16 protein-coding genes and 1 riboswitch are annotated in these 16,765 nt (G+C 54.7%); of the genes, 5 read left to right on the plus strand and 11 right to left on the minus strand.

The window, feature by feature from the left end; all coding sequences use genetic code 11:
* Nucleotides 1-135 precede the first annotated feature (135 nt).
* Genes CGL_RS07270 through CGL_RS07285 form a run of 4 tightly spaced genes read left to right on the plus strand, consistent with a single transcriptional unit; the run spans nt 136 to nt 2,727 of the window.
* Nucleotides 136-600: a PaaI family thioesterase gene (locus CGL_RS07270; protein ID WP_011014373.1), complete on the plus strand. Its 465-nt coding sequence runs from the start codon at nt 136-138 to the stop codon at nt 598-600.
* Between the two features lie 17 nt (nt 601-617).
* The gene (locus CGL_RS07275; RefSeq protein ID WP_003856229.1) at nt 618-1,202 is read left to right on the plus strand and encodes a class I SAM-dependent methyltransferase; all 585 of its coding nucleotides are present in this window, start codon (nt 618-620) and stop codon (nt 1,200-1,202) included.
* Between the two features lie 41 nt (nt 1,203-1,243).
* Entirely contained in the window at nt 1,244-1,987 is a 744-nt protein-coding gene (locus tag CGL_RS07280; RefSeq protein WP_011014374.1) for an ABC transporter ATP-binding protein, read from the plus strand.
* On the plus strand, nt 1,984-2,727 hold the full coding sequence (locus CGL_RS07285) for an ABC transporter permease (protein ID WP_011014375.1): 744 nt from the start codon (nt 1,984-1,986) through the stop codon (nt 2,725-2,727). The genes CGL_RS07280 and CGL_RS07285 overlap by 4 nt, the downstream gene beginning before the upstream one ends.
* 1 nt (nt 2,728) lies before the next feature.
* On the opposite strand, the gene CGL_RS07290 is transcribed toward CGL_RS07285, so the two are convergent.
* The 9 genes from CGL_RS07290 to CGL_RS07330 all read right to left on the minus strand — a co-directional run bounded on the left by CGL_RS07290 (nt 2,729) and on the right by CGL_RS07330 (nt 12,757).
* Complete coding sequence (locus tag CGL_RS07290) at nt 2,729-3,604, minus strand: MurR/RpiR family transcriptional regulator (protein ID WP_011014376.1); 876 nt, start codon at nt 3,602-3,604, stop codon at nt 2,729-2,731.
* Complete coding sequence (gene phnE / locus CGL_RS07295; RefSeq protein ID WP_011014377.1) at nt 3,582-4,430, minus strand: phosphonate ABC transporter, permease protein PhnE; 849 nt, start codon at nt 4,428-4,430, stop codon at nt 3,582-3,584. The genes CGL_RS07290 and phnE (CGL_RS07295) overlap by 23 nt, the downstream gene beginning before the upstream one ends.
* Nucleotides 4,427-5,233 carry a phosphonate ABC transporter, permease protein PhnE gene (phnE, locus tag CGL_RS07300; RefSeq protein ID WP_011014378.1) on the minus strand — a complete coding sequence of 269 codons (807 nt, stop codon included), beginning with the start codon at nt 5,231-5,233 and terminating at the stop codon, nt 4,427-4,429. The genes phnE (CGL_RS07295) and phnE (CGL_RS07300) overlap by 4 nt, the downstream gene beginning before the upstream one ends.
* The gene (gene phnC, locus CGL_RS07305; protein WP_011014379.1) at nt 5,230-6,036 is read right to left on the minus strand and encodes a phosphonate ABC transporter ATP-binding protein; all 807 of its coding nucleotides are present in this window, start codon (nt 6,034-6,036) and stop codon (nt 5,230-5,232) included. The genes phnE (CGL_RS07300) and phnC overlap by 4 nt, the downstream gene beginning before the upstream one ends.
* 33 nt (nt 6,037-6,069) lie before the next feature.
* The gene (phnD, locus tag CGL_RS07310; protein ID WP_011014380.1) at nt 6,070-7,122 is read right to left on the minus strand and encodes a phosphate/phosphite/phosphonate ABC transporter substrate-binding protein; all 1,053 of its coding nucleotides are present in this window, start codon (nt 7,120-7,122) and stop codon (nt 6,070-6,072) included.
* A gap of 40 nt (nt 7,123-7,162) precedes the next feature.
* Complete coding sequence (locus CGL_RS07315; protein WP_230471393.1) at nt 7,163-7,822, minus strand: HAD family hydrolase; 660 nt, start codon at nt 7,820-7,822, stop codon at nt 7,163-7,165.
* A gap of 197 nt (nt 7,823-8,019) precedes the next feature.
* Nucleotides 8,020-10,311, minus strand: coding sequence for a bifunctional hydroxymethylpyrimidine kinase/phosphomethylpyrimidine kinase (locus CGL_RS07320; RefSeq protein ID WP_011014382.1), 2,292 nt, complete (start codon nt 10,309-10,311; stop codon nt 8,020-8,022).
* 7 nt (nt 10,312-10,318) lie between these two features.
* Nucleotides 10,319-11,125, minus strand: coding sequence for a hydroxyethylthiazole kinase (gene thiM / locus CGL_RS07325; protein ID WP_011014383.1), 807 nt, complete (start codon nt 11,123-11,125; stop codon nt 10,319-10,321).
* Nucleotides 11,119-11,226: riboswitch (TPP riboswitch) on the minus strand. It overlaps the preceding gene by 7 nt.
* Before the next feature lie 127 nt (nt 11,227-11,353).
* Nucleotides 11,354-12,757 (minus strand): NAD(P)/FAD-dependent oxidoreductase, encoded by a 1,404-nt coding sequence (locus CGL_RS07330; RefSeq protein WP_003863745.1) that lies wholly within the window; start codon nt 12,755-12,757, stop codon nt 11,354-11,356.
* Between the two features lie 421 nt (nt 12,758-13,178).
* Here CGL_RS07330 and CGL_RS07335 point away from each other — a divergent pair, with 421 nt between their 5' ends.
* Nucleotides 13,179-14,495 (plus strand): SAM-dependent methyltransferase, encoded by a 1,317-nt coding sequence (locus tag CGL_RS07335; RefSeq protein WP_011014384.1) that lies wholly within the window; start codon nt 13,179-13,181, stop codon nt 14,493-14,495.
* Between the two features lie 11 nt (nt 14,496-14,506).
* Here CGL_RS07335 and CGL_RS07340 read toward each other — a convergent pair whose 3' ends face one another.
* The gene (locus CGL_RS07340; RefSeq protein WP_011014385.1) at nt 14,507-15,895 is read right to left on the minus strand and encodes an MFS transporter; all 1,389 of its coding nucleotides are present in this window, start codon (nt 15,893-15,895) and stop codon (nt 14,507-14,509) included.
* Nucleotides 15,896-16,166: 271 nt separating this feature from the next.
* A complete protein-coding gene (locus CGL_RS07345) occupies nt 16,167-16,643 on the minus strand; it encodes a phosphoribosyltransferase (protein WP_003856205.1) in 477 nt (158 codons plus the stop codon).
* Between the last annotated feature and the right edge of the window lie 122 nt (nt 16,644-16,765).

A 16,765-nucleotide genomic window follows, 5' to 3' on the forward strand; every position in this document is an offset into this window, starting at 1 on the left:
TGATCGTACTTGACGGCATAGCCCGGTGTCAGCAAAATCGGCCTAAAAGGTGTGACCATTTGGGGGTAGTGGCGATTTTACCAGGTCACAGGAGGTGAAAATCCAACCATTTTAGGCCGACTAGAGTAATTAATTATGACTTCCCGCGATGATCAACCCCAAGATCTGCTTTCGCTTGCAGAACTTGCCGCCACCAGAGCTTTAACCACAGACGAACTTGAAGCACTCAACAACGCCAATTATGGCCTCGACCGCAATCTGGGGCTGCGCTACACCACCATCGAGCCCGGCCGGGTGGTCAGCGAACTTCACGTGGCATCCAAGCACCTGCAAGTGGTGGGCTTGGTCAACGGTGGTGTCTACGCCGCCATCGCCGAATCCACTGGATCAGTCGCCAGCATGATTTCCGCCCCTGGAAAAATGGTCGTCGGCATCAACAACAACACCGACTTCATTTCTGCTGTGAGCTCCGGTGTCATCGTGGCCGAAGCAACGCCGATTCAGCTAGGTGGCCGCACCCATCTGTGGCAGATCGAATGCACCCACCGCGGAGAAGTCGTCGCACGAACCACACTGCGCACCATGGTGCTGAACAAGTAGCCCTATACTCGGGCACCATGACTACATGGAAAGAGCTCACAGATAACAACCCAGCGCACTCAGAAAACTACGCGCAGCGCTGGCGAAACCTCGCCGCAGCAGGCAATGATATTTACGGCGAAGCCCGCCTCATTGATGCCATGGCACCCAGGGGAGCGAAAATCTTGGATGCTGGCTGCGGCCAGGGACGCATCGGTGGCTACCTGTCCAAGCAAGGCCACGATGTTCTAGGCACAGACCTTGATCCCATCCTGATTGATTACGCCAAGCAGGACTTTCCAGAAGCTCGCTGGGTGGTGGGAGATCTCTCTGTTGATCAGATCTCAGAGACTGATTTTGATCTCATTGTCTCCGCCGGCAACGTCATGGGCTTTCTCGCTGAGGATGGTCGCGAACCTGCACTAGCCAACATTCACCGCGCACTGGGCGCCGATGGCCGCGCTGTCATCGGTTTCGGCGCAGGACGTGGATGGGTCTTTGGAGACTTCCTCGAAGTCGCAGAACGCGTGGGCCTCGAGTTGGAAAATGCTTTTGAGTCTTGGGATCTTAAGCCTTTTGTCCAAGGCTCTGAGTTCTTAGTGGCGGTATTTACCAAGAAGTAACACCTCTATCTTGCACCTGATCTGGCGTAGACTCATAAGTTATGAGCACCGTAACGGCAGTGCAGGTCAACGGCCTAAAAGTTTCCATATCGTCCGGTTTTTCACGCAAGAAAACAAAAACGATCTTGCATGATCTCGATTTCACCGTAGAGACCGGAAAGATCACGGGATTGCTGGGGCCATCGGGCAGCGGCAAGACAACTTTGATGCGCGCGATTGTGGGAGTGCAAAACTTCGACGGCACCCTTGAGGTGTTTGATCAGCCCGCAGGTGCTGCCTCTCTGCGCGGGAAAATCGGCTATGTCACCCAAAACGCCAGCGTATATCACGATCTGTCGGTGATAGAAAACCTCAAGTATTTCGGGGCTCTGGCTAAAGGAACCTCCACTCCACGCACCCCGGAAAAGATTCTGGAGGTCTTAGACATCGCAGATCTTGCTCAACGCCAAGTATCAACACTATCTGGTGGGCAGCGCGGCCGAGTCTCCCTTGGATGTGCGCTTATTGCCTCACCAGAACTCTTGGTGATGGATGAGCCAACCGTGGGTTTGGATCCCATTACCCGGCAAGCACTGTGGGAAGAGTTCACCACCATCGCAAAAGCAGGTGCTGGAGTGGTTATCTCCAGTCACGTGTTGGAGGAAGCCGCGCGGTGCGACAACCTCATTTTGTTGCGTGATGGTCGGATCATCTGGAGGGGAACACCCACACGCCTTCTAGAAGATACAGGCAAAAGCTCATACGAAGATGCTTTCTTGGCTGCCATTGACGGGGTAAGGTCATGAACCCTCACTATCTGCTTGCCACGGTCAAACGAGTCCTGCTGCAGCTGAAAGCCGATAAACGTTCCATCGCGCTGATTCTTCTAGCACCCGTGGCGTTGATGTCGCTGTTTTATTACATGTATTCCTCCACACCGGCAGGCACCCAGCTGTTTAAGACCATTTCCACGGTCATGATCGCAGTGTTCCCCTTGATGCTCATGTTTTTGATGACGTCGGTGACGATGCAAAGAGAACGCAACGCTGGAACGCTCGAGCGCTTGTGGACCACGAACATTCACCGCGTTGATTTGATCGGTGGCTACGGGGTGGCCTTCGGCATCATGGCGGTGGCGCAATCTTTGCTCATGGTGCTCACCCTTCGGTATCTCCTGGGTGTGGAAACCGAATCGGAGTGGTGGATTTCTACGCTCATTGCTGCGATCACCGGTCTTATCGGAGTGTCTCTTGGCCTGTTGAGCTCTGCGTTTGCCAGCACTGAGTTCCAAGCTATCCAAACGCTGCCGTTGCTTATTTTGCCCCAGTTCCTATTGTGCGGTTTGCTGATCCCACGGGATGATCTGCCGGATGTGTTGCGCTGGGTTTCTAATGTGTTGCCGCTGTCCTATGCAGTTGATGCAGCGCTTGAGGCCTCACGGACGGGAATCGGACAGCAAGTAGTGGTCAACATTGCCATCTGCGCCGCGTTTGCCGTGAGCTTCCTGCTGGTGGCGGCGCTATCGATGCCGAGAATGACCCGCTAGATTACTCTTCCAGCGAGGTGCCAATCATCGACATCGATGTGGCCCTCGCCTGAGCGGCTGCCTGGCCACGGTGAGTGATGAGCAGCTCGATTAATTGCTCAGAGACCAACATCAGCGCGGCCCGTGACGTTCGGGTGAGCTCATCTTGGAATGAGGCTGTCATCGGGGGAACGATCAAGGACACATCAGCGGCCACATCGATGGCGGAATGCGCAAAACATGTCATCGCCATAATGGTTGCCCCACCTGCACGTGCTGCTTCGATGGTCGCAAGCGTTGCTTTGCTGGCACCTGAACCAGAAATCGCGAAGCAGACAGAACCTTCACCTAATTGACGAGCCACAATCTGCTCCGACATGGAATCAGAATGCACTTCAGCTGAACGACCCATCGAGTTCAAACGCTGCGAAAAATCCAAACCCAACGGCGCGGACAGCCCATGAGAGGCCACGAGTACCCGGCGCGCAGAATCCAGCCCCTCAATACAGCGCGTGAGATCATCTTCGGTCAACGCAGAGGCCACCGTGCCCAACGACGCTTGAAAATCAGAGATCCCCGCCTGCAAATGACCAAGCAACGAGGAGCTTAACGCTCCTTCAACCATGCTTCTCGACGCGCCCTGCGCCAGTGCCAGTTCCTGCGCCAGGGCGACGCGCAGCTGCGGGAATCCGTCGTAGCCTAAGGACTGGGCGGTGCGGATGACGGTGGCACGCCCAACCCCCACGCGATCTGCAAGGCCCTGAGCGGTCAGTTCGACGATGCTGGGGGCGTCGACAAGCATGACTTCGGCGACTTTGCGCTGATTAGGCTGCAGCGATGGCGCAAGCGTGGTGATGCGGATGCTTGGTGGAGCGTCAGTTGCTTGGTGCCACGACACGGTCACTAGCCCCCTTCATGATGCGGCGGCGGATGGTGCCGGAGATGAGATCGACGATCATCGTTGCGACAACCACGACGATGAGCAGCATGCCCACGGTGTCCCACTGCCTGTAGTTGGTGTAATTGGCAAGCATACTACCGATACCACCTGCACCAACGATGCCCAATACCGCAGAGGTACGGATGTTGATCTCAAAGCGGTACAGGGCAAAAGATGCAATGGATGGCGCAACCTGTGGCCACAACGCCCACCGCAGAACCTCCGGCGTAGTTCCACCCGCTGCACGCACTGCCTCTGACGGGCCGGTGGGAGTGGACTCAATGGCTTCATAGGTCCACTTTGCCTGTTGTCCAATACCGGAGATACCCAATGCGAGCGCACCAGTAAAAGGAGTTAGGCCGGTGACAGTTAGCAAAATAATTGCGATAACCACTTCGGGGAACGCACGAATCACCGCGAACACGAACCGTAAAACGGTACGCAGCCAATAAGGTCCCACCCCGCGGGCAGCCAACATTCCCAGAGGGACAGAGACCACCACGCATAAAATGGCACCCAACCACGCCATGGCGATGGAACGCCACATTTCCTGGACGGCGCGGCCAAACTTCGACCAATCGGGATCGCTAAACATCAGCTCTAAGTAATGCCACACCTGCGCGGGCATCTGCGGAAGCTCATTCCACTCGATCTTGAGCGTGCCGGTAGCTATAAGGACAATCAGCGCAGCGACAATTGCAACGATATTGCGCGCCAGTTTGTTGGGGCGCGCCGGGGGAGAGCTGGGGGCCGGTACTGTGCGGTGAGAGGTTAAGGTGCTCATACCAGCCTCTTTCGAAGTGCGTTGGAGATTACTTCAATGACAATCACCACGATGAGGATTTCCAGAATGATCACGGAAACATCCGCGTAGGCATAGAAAGCTCGGCGTTCATCAAGCAGCCTGCCGATGCCACCTGCGCCCACGATGCCAAGGATGGCGGAGATGCGTACATTCAGCTCTAGGGTGTAGAGCCATTGGTTGGCAAAGAGCGGCATGACTTCAGGAAGCGCGGAGACTCGGTTGATTTGGAACTGTGATCCACCTGCTGCGCGTCCTGCTTCCATATAGGGATGCTCAGTGGAATCAATGGCCTCAGAGACAAGCTTGACCACGATGCCCAGGTTGAACAGAAACAGCGTCAAAATGCCAGGTAATGCGCCGACACCAACCATGGCGACCAAGATGGTGGCATACACCAAGTCGGGGACAGAGCGCACCACGTTAATGATGGTGCGGACAATGCCACGACCAATCGCACTGGTGTTGGTTGCCTGCGCTGCCCACAACGTCAAAGGCACCGATACGGCAGCAGACAAGACAGCTCCAACAAGCGCCATCTGCAGGGTTTCCAACATGGGAAGCCACGTACGAGGCAAGAACGCAAAGTTGGGCTGCAGCATTTGCAGGAGTTTGTTGGCACCATTGCGCCAATTCGCAGCAATGGAAGCGAAATCAAGCTCAATGCCACCTAGCGCTGGGGTTGCTGTTGCCACGGTGAAGACAACGATGGCGCCGATGATGAGATAGGTCTTTACCCCAGCCCGAGGCTTTTGTGGGATAAGTGGAGAAGAAGGCGTGGTCATGCGCGATCACCTAGCAGGTCTTTAGCCTGGATGGGGCGACCATAGATAGCTTCAAAGTCTTTATCGGTGGCCTCAGAGATAGGACCGTCATAGACCAGCTTGCCGGCACGCAAACCCACAAGCCTTGTGGTGTATTGACGAGCCAAATCAATCAAGTGCAAGTTCACCAACACGGTGAGGCCTTCCACGTTGTTGATGTTTTCTAGATCGCGCATCACGGAATGCGCGGTTGGCGGATCAAGGCTTGCCACAGGCTCATCTGCCAGCATGACAGACGGATCTTGCGATAAGGCGCGCGCAATAGCAACGCGCTGTTTCTGTCCACCCGACAAAGCACCAGCTCGGGTCCACACTTTGTCCAAAATGCCCACGGACTCCAACGCGTGAAAAGCAATCTGCTTGTCGTGCTCCGTGGGAAACCCGAGGAGGTTACGCCACCACGCTGTGTGCGCGAAGCGGCCCACCAAAACATTCTGGAACACACTGCTGCGTTCCGACAGGTTGAACCCCTGGAAAATCATGCCGATCTGCCCACGGGCATCACGCAGTGCTTTCCCCTTCAAGGTGTTGATCTGATGCGGCCCCACCGTCACGGTGCCTTCCGTAGCGCGGACAAGACCGTTGATCGTGCGAATCAGCGTGGATTTACCCGATCCTGACAGACCCACGATGGCAACCATCTCACCGGGATTGATGGTGAGGGAAACATCATCGAGGGCTTTCGTCCCATTGGGATACGTCACCGACACATGGTCGAAGTTGATAGCCCAGGAGTTGGTGGTAGCCGAAGCATCAGAATTCATATGCGCACACCTTGAGTATTGGAAACAGGGAAATTAGTTGGAGAACTTCTTCAGGATCTCGCCGTAACGAGTGATTTCATCCTGTGCGGTATCAGCAGTCCAGTCAGATAGACCAACCATGTCGAACATGACATCCTTGGCTTCCTCGGAGGAATCTGCGTAATCATCCATCAACTCGGTGAGCTTTTCCACCAGGTCGGATGGAAGGGACTTGGACGCTGCGACGCCACCGTTAGGGATCATCTCGGTGTAGGCAAACGCTACGACATCCTCAGCTGCGTTAGGAGCCTCAGACAGCACGGTGGAACGCGCATCCCAGAAACCGAAGGACACTTCCGCGTCACCGTTCAGGACAGACAGCACAGCGTTGTTGTTGCCCTCTACTGGAACCTGAACAAAAGCGGAATCGGTATCCATGCCCAGATCCTGCATAGCGACGATAGGGTACTGGTAACCCGCAGGAGAGGTTGCAGCCTGCAGCGCTACCTTGTCACCGGACTCGATCTTTTCCAGCGCATCAAGAGCTGCTGGGCCCTCACCGGTAGCAGCCTGGCCCTCAGTTTCAATACCGTTGCAGTAAAGCATGTCTACATCGGACGCAGCATAAGACGCAGCCACTGGGGCATCGTCGCAGTACTTATCAGGATTGTTGGTGTACGCCACAGCAGAGTACGAGGTGGCACCGAAACGCACATCACGCAGAATCAGCTGCGCATCGTACTGCTCAATCGCGTTATACAGGGAACCCGCATCAGTGATGATCACCTGAGCCTGATCAGCACCCAAAGCCTCAACGGTTGCAGCGTAATCAGACGCCACCACACCATTGACCTCAATACCAAGGTTCTCAGACAGGTAATCAGTCAAAGGAGCCAACGCTTCAGCCAAATCCTCACCCTCAGTAGAAGGAACAAGAGACAAAGTAATGGACTCAGGCCACTGGCTTGCAGCATCCGAAGAAGAAGACGCAGATGATGAGGAAGAAGACTCATCGGAAGAGGAACAACCAACTAGAGCAAGGGTAGAGATCGCAAGCGTAGAAACAGCAACACGCATGGACTTGGATGGCTTAGAGAGCTTGAACATGAGATCTTTAAAAACCTTTCAGCGACATGAGACAAGAAAGTTAAGAAGATGAGACCCGGGAAGAAACCCAGGCAAGGAGAGGGAGATCAGCGATAGAATCTCCACGCATGGAGACCTTCGCTTCAGAAATGGTTGCTGTAGCTCCAACCAGAGCCGTATCTGCACCTAACTGCGCTGCAGGACTCAGATCGAATTCATAAATATCGCCCACCGCAAGCACCGGACCATCAAGCTGCAAATCAGAAATGATCGAAATCAACCCTGCAGGCTTACCCACCACAAAATGCAACTGATCAAACAAATCAGCAACACCCCACTGACGCAGCAAATCATGCACGCCATTTTCCGGGGCATTGGTAGCTAAAACCAACCGAGCATGACCTTTCAACGAGGACAAAATATCCTTAATACCCCGCACATGCTCAACAGGCGCTAAATCCGAACCAAGCAACTTCCGGCTCTCGCCATAAGCGACAGACATCGTGCCATCATCAATCCCCAATTCCGACGCCAACTTAGCCACAATGTCATACCCATCACGGTAAATACTCTGACCATCGTCATAGCGCCGAAGCTCCCTGCGCACACGCTCCAGAAAGTCCTTGGAACCCTCCGGTGCAACACACAATGCATACGCAAGGACAGGGCCATGGCCAATGGCAAGCGTGCCATCGAAATCAAAAACAATACTGGGTGTCACAAAAAGATCCTTGAATCGGGAAGAAATGGACGATGCGTTCATCATAAAAGTTATTCATGAACACAACGTCCAACCTTGAGTGAACGATCAATGACACCTACATGAACACTTGCCCCCAGCCCAACCCCACAGCTGCAAAAGCGCGCCGGGCCATCTCCTAATTGACAGAGATGGCCCGGCGCGCAGTGAGATCAGGTTTAGCTAGATCCAACCATTGTCCAACCATGGCGAGTTGCCTGATCAAAGAACTCGCGTTCATGAACAGAGGCGCTCAAGAATGCTCGAGCAGCATCGACGCGTTGTTCAGCACCCGCATTTTCTAGAGCCTTTTCTAGACGTGCGATAGCCGCACGGGTTCCAGCGATGAATTCTTCACCGGAGTAAGTGTTGAGCCAGTCCTTGTAGGGGTGCTCGTCGTGGTTTTGTTCAGCCAGCATCAATCCGATCTCTGCGTAGAGCCAGTAGCACGGCAGTACGGCCGCCACACCGCAGACGTAGTCCTCAGTGTAGGTGCGTGCGATGAGGAAGTCGGTATAGGCCATCGTGATGTGTGATGGTGCGGAGACTTCTTTCCCTGCCATATAAGAGCGGTGCAGTTCGGCTTCCACGACCAGGCATTCTGCAGCGCTTTGAGCCCATTCGATTTGTGCGTGTGAATCAGGTGCGATCGAAGAGAGTCGTGCCAATGCTCGGGAATATTGGGCGAGGTATTGGGCGTCTTGGTCGATGTAGAAATCGAACTCTGGGCGCCGGAGGGTGCCGTCGCCAAGCATGGTGATGAAGTCAGAACTGTTGATGCCCGCGATGATATCGCCACTTGCCTCCCACAGCGCGCGCGTGAAAGGCCCGGCAGGTTCGATGCGTGGAGCTGGGCTTTTTACCGTGGAGGGTGTGGTGAAACTTGCCGCGGTGGCGCCGTCTAGGCGCGGAGCCCGAAGGTGTGCCCAGGGAGTGGTTTCCGCCGCGTGGGTCATGCGTCGTGCCAGGTGACCGTGGTCGACAGGGCCGTTTCCAGTACCTACAGCCAAGTGATCGGCGTGGCGGAGCGCCTCGTTGAGCCAACGCGTGGACCACTCGAGGGCTTTTTCCACGCTTTCGCCGGCGGCGATCTTGGTGGCAAGTGACGCAGAGAGCGAACAGCCTGTGCCATGGGAGTTGGTGGTGTTGACACGCAGGTTTTCCACCTGGAACACCGAGCCGTCGGGGCGCACGACAGCGTTATCAGCAAGCGCGCCAGTCAGATGTCCACCCTTGACAATGACGATGGTGTCATGAGTCCGCGCAAATCCCTGAGCCTGAGCAATGGCCTCATCCATGGTGATGGCAGGAGCACTGTCGCACAACACGGCAAGTTCGGGGATATTCGGGGTGACCACATCGACGTGCACGGCCAGGCGGCGCAGCGATTCTTCAGCGCTCGCATCCAGTAGGCGATCACCGCTGGTGGCGATCATGACGGGATCAAGCACCACGGGACCGTGCTCGTGGGAACCAAGCCATGAAGCCACCAGATCGACGGTGTCGGCAGAGCCCAACATGCCGAGCTTGATGGCATCGACGGTGACATCGGAAAAGACCGCTTCCAGCTGTTCTTCCAAAAAGGTCAAGGGTGGGGTGTGGATCGTGTTGACGCCGTGGGTGTTTTGCGCGACCAGCGAGGTCACAACGCACATGCCGTAGCCGCCACCTGCTGCAATGGACTTCAGATCAGCCTGAATACCTGCACCACCTGTGGGATCAGTGCCTGCAATAGACAACACACGTGGGGCAGAAGGCGAATTCACGAAGGCTCCTTGGAGTTCTGTTTGAGAGAGTTCAGTTTGAGTTTCAGGCGAGAAAGTAGGTTGAAAAGCAGTCCGCAGGCGAGTTGCCGCAGCTGCTGGATTGGCGGCGGTCATGATTTCAGAGACCACGCACAGACCGTCGATGGGCGTAGCAGCGAGTTCGGCCGCGTTGCGTAGACCAACGCCTCCAATAGCTACTGATGCGATGCCGTGGTCTTGAGCTACAGCGGCGATCTCAGCGATGCCCTCCACACCCAATGCGGGTGCCGCATCTGGTTTGGTCGCAGTAGAGGCCACCGGACCAATGCCAATCACATCGGGCAATGCCACACCAGTCTCGGCGCACTGCGCGATCACAGCATGCAATTGATCCAGGTTTTCAATGCTCAAACCCAATTCAAGATGAGCTGGAAGCAGCTCCCGTGCTTGCGTATAAGGTGTATCGCCTTGACCAATGTGCAGGTGAAGACCCAGCTCAACGGCGATATCTAAGTAATCGTTGACAACAAGCGCCACCCCGCGAGCATCGCAGAGTTCTTTCAGCTCCTTTGCTGCCGCACGAACATCTTCCACGCCTGAGTTCTTATCGCGCAGCTGCACCACAGAAACTCCGCCGGAAATTGCGCTGTCAACAATTCCAGCTACTTTTTCTGGCCCGCCACCCAAAACGGGATCGGTGACCAGATACAAAGAAAAATCAGTCACGTACTTTTCAGGCCTCTCGCACATCAACCAACGAGGCCACAGCCTGGGCATCCACGTCATAAAGCGCATCAATAAACGCCACCGCAAAGCTGCCTGGCGCCGATGCCTTCTGTGCTGCAATCTGGCCAGCAGCACCCACATGGGCATGCGCAGCCAACACAGCATCGTGCGCGGAAATATCTGAGTCAACCGTGGCGCCTAGATATGCAGCTGTCAGCGCGCCCAAAGAGCATCCAGTGCCAATCACCAGCTGCAACATCGGATCCCCCGAACGCAACCACGTCACCCGATCCGCAGACACAATCAAGTCCTCCGCACCAGAGACAGCCACGACGCCACCAGTGCGCTTGGCCAACAATTGCGCCGCCTCCAACGCCACTTCCACGGAATCGGTCGCGTCTACGCCGCGCCCACCGGCACCGAGCCCCGCAAGCGCCACGACCTCTGAGGCGTTTCCACGAATTGCGGCAGGCTGCTTATCGACGATTCCCTCCGCATACTTGGTCCTCTCCGACAACCCACCCACAGCAACTGGGTCTAACACCCATGGTGTGCCAGCTTTTCGTGCACCCTCAATGGCCTTGGTCATGCCTTGGTATTGCTCCGCAGAAGGAGTTCCCGCATTGATGAGCACTCCATTGGCCACAGCGGCGAATTCTGCCGATTCAGCTGGAGTATCCACCATCGCAGGGGTCGCACCCGCGGCAAGCAACACATTGGCCGTGAATTGCATGACCACAGAGTTGGTCAAACACTGAACAAGGGGAGTGTTTTGTCGAACAAGAGTTAAAGAATCCAAAAACGAGTTAGCCACGTTAAGGCCATCCCTTCGCTAGTACGAGCTAGAGCAGGTTCAACGGGTGTTTTCTCAGCCTCCGGAATTTTTCCATCCGGTTGGCACCCCGTGCCTAGTATTCAGCCTAGCAAAGCGGAATTCACCTGCCGTACATCACACGTCCAAGAATGCGGGCAGAATCAAAAAAGCGTGACTCCCGAGAATGTGGGGAGTCACGCTTTTTAACTACGCAGCGTCGTAAGAAAATTACTTTCCGCTGAAACGCTGGTTGTCGCGCAGCTCGATTGGAAGATCAGAAGATGCTTCCTCAAGCTCGTGAGCGAACTTGGACAGCGTGGTGCGTGAGTGGAGCTGCTGGCGGGTGGTTGCCAGGTTCCAACGCTTGCGGGACAGTGCGTTCAGGCCCCAGCTGATTGCGGAGACGAAACGGTTGCGGAAGCCAACCAGGAACATGATGTGAACAGCCAACCACAGAACCCAACCGATGAAGCCGGTGACCTCAACCTTGCCCATCTTCACCACTGCGGAGAAGCGGGAAATGGTAGCCATGGAGCCCTTGTCGAAGTAATCGAAAGCTTCGCGCTCGGTGTTGGAGCGGCCTTCAACCTCAGCTTCGATCTGCTCAGCAACGTACTCACCACTCTGGATTGCTACCTGAGCAACACCAGGGAGGTTGTTGTAGTTCATCATGTCGCCAACAACGAAGACGTTCTTCTGATCGCCAACAGACAGGTCATCGTTAACCATGACGCGGCCTGCGCGGTCGGTCTCAACACCGGTCTGCTCTGCGACGAGCTTGCCCAGTGGGGATGCCGCAACACCAGCGGACCAAATCTTGCAGAAAGATTCGATGGTGTGCTCTTCGCCGTCCTTGGTCTTGTAGGTGACCGAGGTAGCGTCAACGTTGGTGACCATAGCGTTCAGGCGAACGTTGACACCCATCTTTTCCAGGGTGCGCTGTGCGTTGCGGCCTAGGCGCTTACCGAATGGAGGAAGAACCTGTGGAGCACCATCAAGCAGGATGATCTTTGCGGAGTTGGTGTTGAAGTTCTTGTACTCACCAGCAAGGGTGCGGTGAGCCATCTCAGCCAACTGGCCAGCAAGCTCAACACCGGTTGGGCCAGCGCCAACAACGACGAAGGTGAGCAGGCGTTCGCGCTCAGCTGGATCCTCGCAGATCTCAGCGCGCTCGAAAGCACCGATGATGCGTGCACGAATCTCCAGTGCATCGTCGATGGACTTCATGCCAGGTGCGAACTCAGCGAAGTGATCATTGCCGAAGTAGGACTGACCTGCGCCAGCACCAACGACCAAGGAATCGTACTCAAAAACGCGGGTGAACTCGCCCAGGGAGGCGGTCACAGTCTGGGACTCGACGTTGATGTCGGTGACTTCGCCCTTGATGACGTTGACGTTTTCCTGGGAGCCCAGGATCTGTCGAGTGGAAGGTGCGATTTCACCGGAGGAGAGGATACCGGTTGCCACTTGGTACAGCAGTGGCTGGAAGAGGTGGTGGTTGGTGCGGTCAATCAGAGTGACATCGACGTCTGCCTTGGCCAGGTTCTTGGCAGCAAAAAGGCCACCAAAACCAGAACCGATGACGACGACGTGGTGACGGCCGCCTTCGGGGCGGGTTGGGTTAACTGACATATTTGTCAAAGTCTCCTGATCGTGGATCTTAAAGCTTGTGCGGTCTGCCGTGTTACGCGTGCAGCCGTTTAAGCGTTGTCGTGTTGAGCACGTGTACGCGTTAAACAATAGTACTTCCTACGGAAACAAACAGGATCGGGTCATGCTTTTCTGTCCGTTCGGAGAAAATCTTGCGAAATTCGCGCCCACTTTGAATAAGTATGCACGTTGGTATGGCATATGTCACGTCAAATGTCAGAACTTTTTATCCGTGCTGGATTAAAGGCGAAATATCGCCGGATTAAACCCACTTCGACGCGCCTTCACTCCCGAATCGTCATGCGCACGTACACTACTTTTAGCAGTTAACCCGCCGAACTTTCTTGATTAAGTATTCATTGAGCGTTCTTGGCATAAATCCCACTGGAGGTGCATCAAACGTATGGCAGAGGCACGTTTGCGCCATCTTGAACCCATTGATGTGGAAGAGTGGCCTGGGGTGGCGTCAGTGCCCAACCTAGCGTTTGCTGGTGCACGCGCACGGCAAGCAGAATATCGATTTGCCAAGGCCTGCAGCAACGCAGGTTTAGTTCTGCTAGGAAATGACCCGGATCTCATTATTGATCATGAGGAATTATTCTCACGTTTGGCCGCATCGGGCTGGCTGGGGCTCGCTGAGAGCTACATGGCAGGCGAGTGGCGCAGCGAGAGGCTTGCCGACGTCTTGACCGCTTTGTTGGGAACTGGGTTTAAACCCCGCGGCAAACTATCTGGATCGTTCACCCTGCCAGGGCAAGCTGTGGATGCCGGAGGCGCACTACCCAATGAACTCATTCGTTTAAGTTCAGGTGATGGCATGAGCGCATTTGGTGGAGTTTTTGCCTCCGGTGTTCCAACCACTTTACGTACCGCAGTGAAAAGCCATGTGCCGGGAGCTGGTCGCAATAGGGAGCCCGCATCTCACTTTGTGGATATCACCAAGATCTCGGAGCCTGTGGCCGTGGAGCGTGAAGACCTCGGCGAGGCTCAGCGCCGAGCAGCGTCCTTTTTGCTTGACGGCGCCAAAGTTAAAGCCGGAAGCCATGTGTTGGAGTTTCCCAGCAGTGGTGGAGCTTTAGCTATTTTGGCTGCTCGACGCCAGGGAACTGTTGACGCTTTAACGGCTGATCCCGCGCAAGTTTCAAGCCTGGAGGAGACGTTTGTGCTCGCCGGTGTGGAGGAGGATATTCACATCGAGGTCATTCCCCAGGCGATTCCCTCGCCACGCGAATGGGGTGGCGCCTACGATTCGATAGTCGCCATGGAGAAGCTAGAAGTGGTGGGCAAGCACGGTTCCAAGCGGTTTATTAAAGCTATCGACAGAATGCTCACCACCGGCGGCAACGTAGCCATGCAATCCTTGGTAGCTACTGACCAATGGAGTCCTGTGTGTTCTGAAGCGATTTCTTTGCTCAAGGCCTATATTTGGCCTGCGCTGCATTACCCAACTGTTGATGAAGTTCATCAGCTTGTTGATAGGGATTCTTCTCTGCGCGTGGTGAAGGAAACACACTTTGCGGGCCATTACCTAAAAAGCGTGCAGTTGCAACGTGAAGTGTTTGAAGGCCAGATACGCGAAGCGGCGGCAGATGGCTTTGATGCCGTCTACCGCCGCATGTGGGTGTATCACTACGCGCTTATTGAAGCCCTGTTACGCCTGGGATGTCTCAATGCAGTGCAATTTGCGTTGACGACAAGAAACAGAAGGGGGCGTCGATAAGCAAAAATCTTTTAGACCTCTCGGAGGTCGTGGTTTTTGTTTTCCTTCATCGTCAGCACCGCAACAAAGGTAATTGCGGTGACGATGATGAGGTAATAGCCGACGTACGCCACTGAAAACTCGGACACCAGCCACGTTGCGATGAACGGTGCAATAGCTGCACCGAGGATCGAGGAGACATTGTAGGCGATTCCGGAGCCCGTGTAGCGGACGTTGGTGGGGAAGAGCTCCGGCAAAATTGCCGACATGGGTCCAAAGATCAGACCCATGATGCTCATGCCCACGAACAAGAAGATGAACACGGTGGTCTTGGTGGCGGTCTCTGGATCGAGAAGCAGATTAAACGTCAGACCAAAGCCGAGAAGCAGCACAGAAGCCAAGGTCAGGGTGTTTTTACGACCCCACACATCAGCCAACCAGCCTGACACAGGGATCATGATGGCGAAGAACACGATGGTGGCCAGCTGCAACTGCAAGAACTCAAAGTACGGAATAGACAGGCCGTTTCCGGTGCTGCGATTACCGATGCCATACGACAGAATCCACGTGGTAACCAGGTAGAACAAGGTATAAGTGGACAGCATGATCAAAGTAGCCTGCACAACAGGGCCAGGGGAAGTCTTGAACAGCTCCTTGAGCGGAGACTTCACCTTCTTGCCCTGATCAACAGCCTGCTTGAACACTGGAGTTTCCTCCAGTGAGAAACGCACCCACAGGCCAACTGCGATCATGATCGCCGAAGACAGGAATGGCAGACGCCAACCCCAGGTCATGAACGCGCCGTGAAGATCGCCGTCCTGATGGGCAAGCACACCGACCAGAATGAGCATGAAACCATTGGCCAAGAAGAAACCAAACGGTGCACCCAGCTGTGGCCACATTGCAGCACGAGCGCGGTGAGTGTTTTCCGCGTTTTCACCAGCCAGCAACGCAGCGCCAGACCATTCACCGCCAAGGCCCAGGCCCTGGCAGAAACGCATGAGCGCCAACAGCGCCGGTGCAATGATTCCGACCTGACCATAAGTAGGCAGCAGGCCGATCAAGATGGTGGCAATGCCCATGGTCAGCAGTGAACCGATCAAGGTAGCTTTGCGTCCCACACGGTCACCGAAGTGCCCGAAAATGATTGAACCGAGTGGACGAGCAACGAACGCAAGACCAAAGGTGGCAAACGATGCCAACAGGTTCACGGTTGGGTTGTCATTGGCAGGGAAAAACAGACTTGGGAAAACAACGACAGCTGCCGCAGCGTACGCATAAAAATCGTAGAACTCGATGGTTGTGCCGATGGTGGAGGCTGCTGCAACCCGACGTTTAGTTTTCTTGTCAATCACTAGGGTTGCCGTCTGCCCACCTGGATCAGAAGGATTCAACTCCGTGGAGTGATCAGTTGTGGTCACGAGTTATCGCCTCACACAATAATAGATTCCAATAATTACCCTTGCGATGTTTCCACAGGAGATTATTAGAGTCAATCCCATACAATGAGATGTTAGGCGCTATGGTTTCATATATTGAGATTTTGGGAGGGGAGTCTGTGATGGAGCTTGGAACAGTTGTCTTTGTTGGATGATCGCGGGAAAAGTATGGGTAGATCTTTGGAATTTTTGGTAGAAATTGGAAAAAGTGCTGCTCACAGGATTTGCGAGCAGCACTTTCACGGGTGAAAAATTACTTAGAAGGCTCCACTGGAGGCAGGGTAGACCATGGGAAGTTAATCCACTTATCAGTCTCACGCCACACATACTCCGGCTTAAACACACTGTTTGGCTTGTGATAGATCACTGCAGTGCGCACTTCGACAACTTGGTCACCCAGGAAGTCCCTGACCAACTCAAGAGTCTTTCCGGTATCCGCGACATCGTCAGCGACGAGCACACGCATTCCCGAGAGATCAACAGCTTTTGGAGTTGGAGGCAGCATCATTGGCTCCTCCAAGTGCTCTCCAATATCGGTGTAGAACTCCACATTGATCACCGATACATTCTTGATACCCAGCGCATAACCAAGTGCGCCACCGATTAGAAGACCACCACGCGCAATGGACAGCACGCAATCTGGCTGGTAGTCATCAATAATTTCTTGGGCCAGCTCCCGCATTGCTGTTCCGAACATCTCATAGGTCAGAATCTCGCGTTCCTCTGTCATGTCTACATATCCTAGTCAATGATGCTTCAACGTTCTGCAATGAGATGAATGCTCACTTGATTTCTAGGGAAGTATATATAGAATCGTTAACGCCCAAGCAACGAAAAACTTGGCGCAACCAC

Origin of the sequence: Corynebacterium glutamicum ATCC 13032 (genome assembly GCF_000011325.1) — a bacterium.
Lineage (GTDB): Bacteria > Actinomycetota > Actinomycetes > Mycobacteriales > Mycobacteriaceae > Corynebacterium > Corynebacterium glutamicum.

Bases quoted from the DNA above. Each gene is read 5' to 3' on its own strand.
- CGL_RS07270 (WP_011014373.1), top strand. From the start codon at position 136: ATGACTTCCCGCGATGATCAACCCCAAGATCTGCTTTCGCTTGCAGAA.
- CGL_RS07275 (WP_003856229.1), top strand. From the start codon at position 618: ATGACTACATGGAAAGAGCTCACAGATAACAACCCAGCGCACTCAGAA.
- CGL_RS07280 (WP_011014374.1), top strand. From the start codon at position 1,244: ATGAGCACCGTAACGGCAGTGCAGGTCAACGGCCTAAAAGTTTCCATA.
- CGL_RS07285 (WP_011014375.1), top strand. From the start codon at position 1,984: ATGAACCCTCACTATCTGCTTGCCACGGTCAAACGAGTCCTGCTGCAG.
- phnE (WP_011014377.1), bottom strand. From the start codon at position 4,430: ATGAGCACCTTAACCTCTCACCGCACAGTACCGGCCCCCAGCTCTCCC.
- phnE (WP_011014378.1), bottom strand. From the start codon at position 5,233: ATGACCACGCCTTCTTCTCCACTTATCCCACAAAAGCCTCGGGCTGGG.
- phnC (WP_011014379.1), bottom strand. From the start codon at position 6,036: ATGAATTCTGATGCTTCGGCTACCACCAACTCCTGGGCTATCAACTTC.
- phnD (WP_011014380.1), bottom strand. From the start codon at position 7,122: ATGTTCAAGCTCTCTAAGCCATCCAAGTCCATGCGTGTTGCTGTTTCT.
- CGL_RS07330 (WP_003863745.1), bottom strand. From the start codon at position 12,757: ATGTCAGTTAACCCAACCCGCCCCGAAGGCGGCCGTCACCACGTCGTC.
- CGL_RS07335 (WP_011014384.1), top strand. From the start codon at position 13,179: ATGGCAGAGGCACGTTTGCGCCATCTTGAACCCATTGATGTGGAAGAG.
- CGL_RS07345 (WP_003856205.1), bottom strand. From the start codon at position 16,643: ATGACAGAGGAACGCGAGATTCTGACCTATGAGATGTTCGGAACAGCA.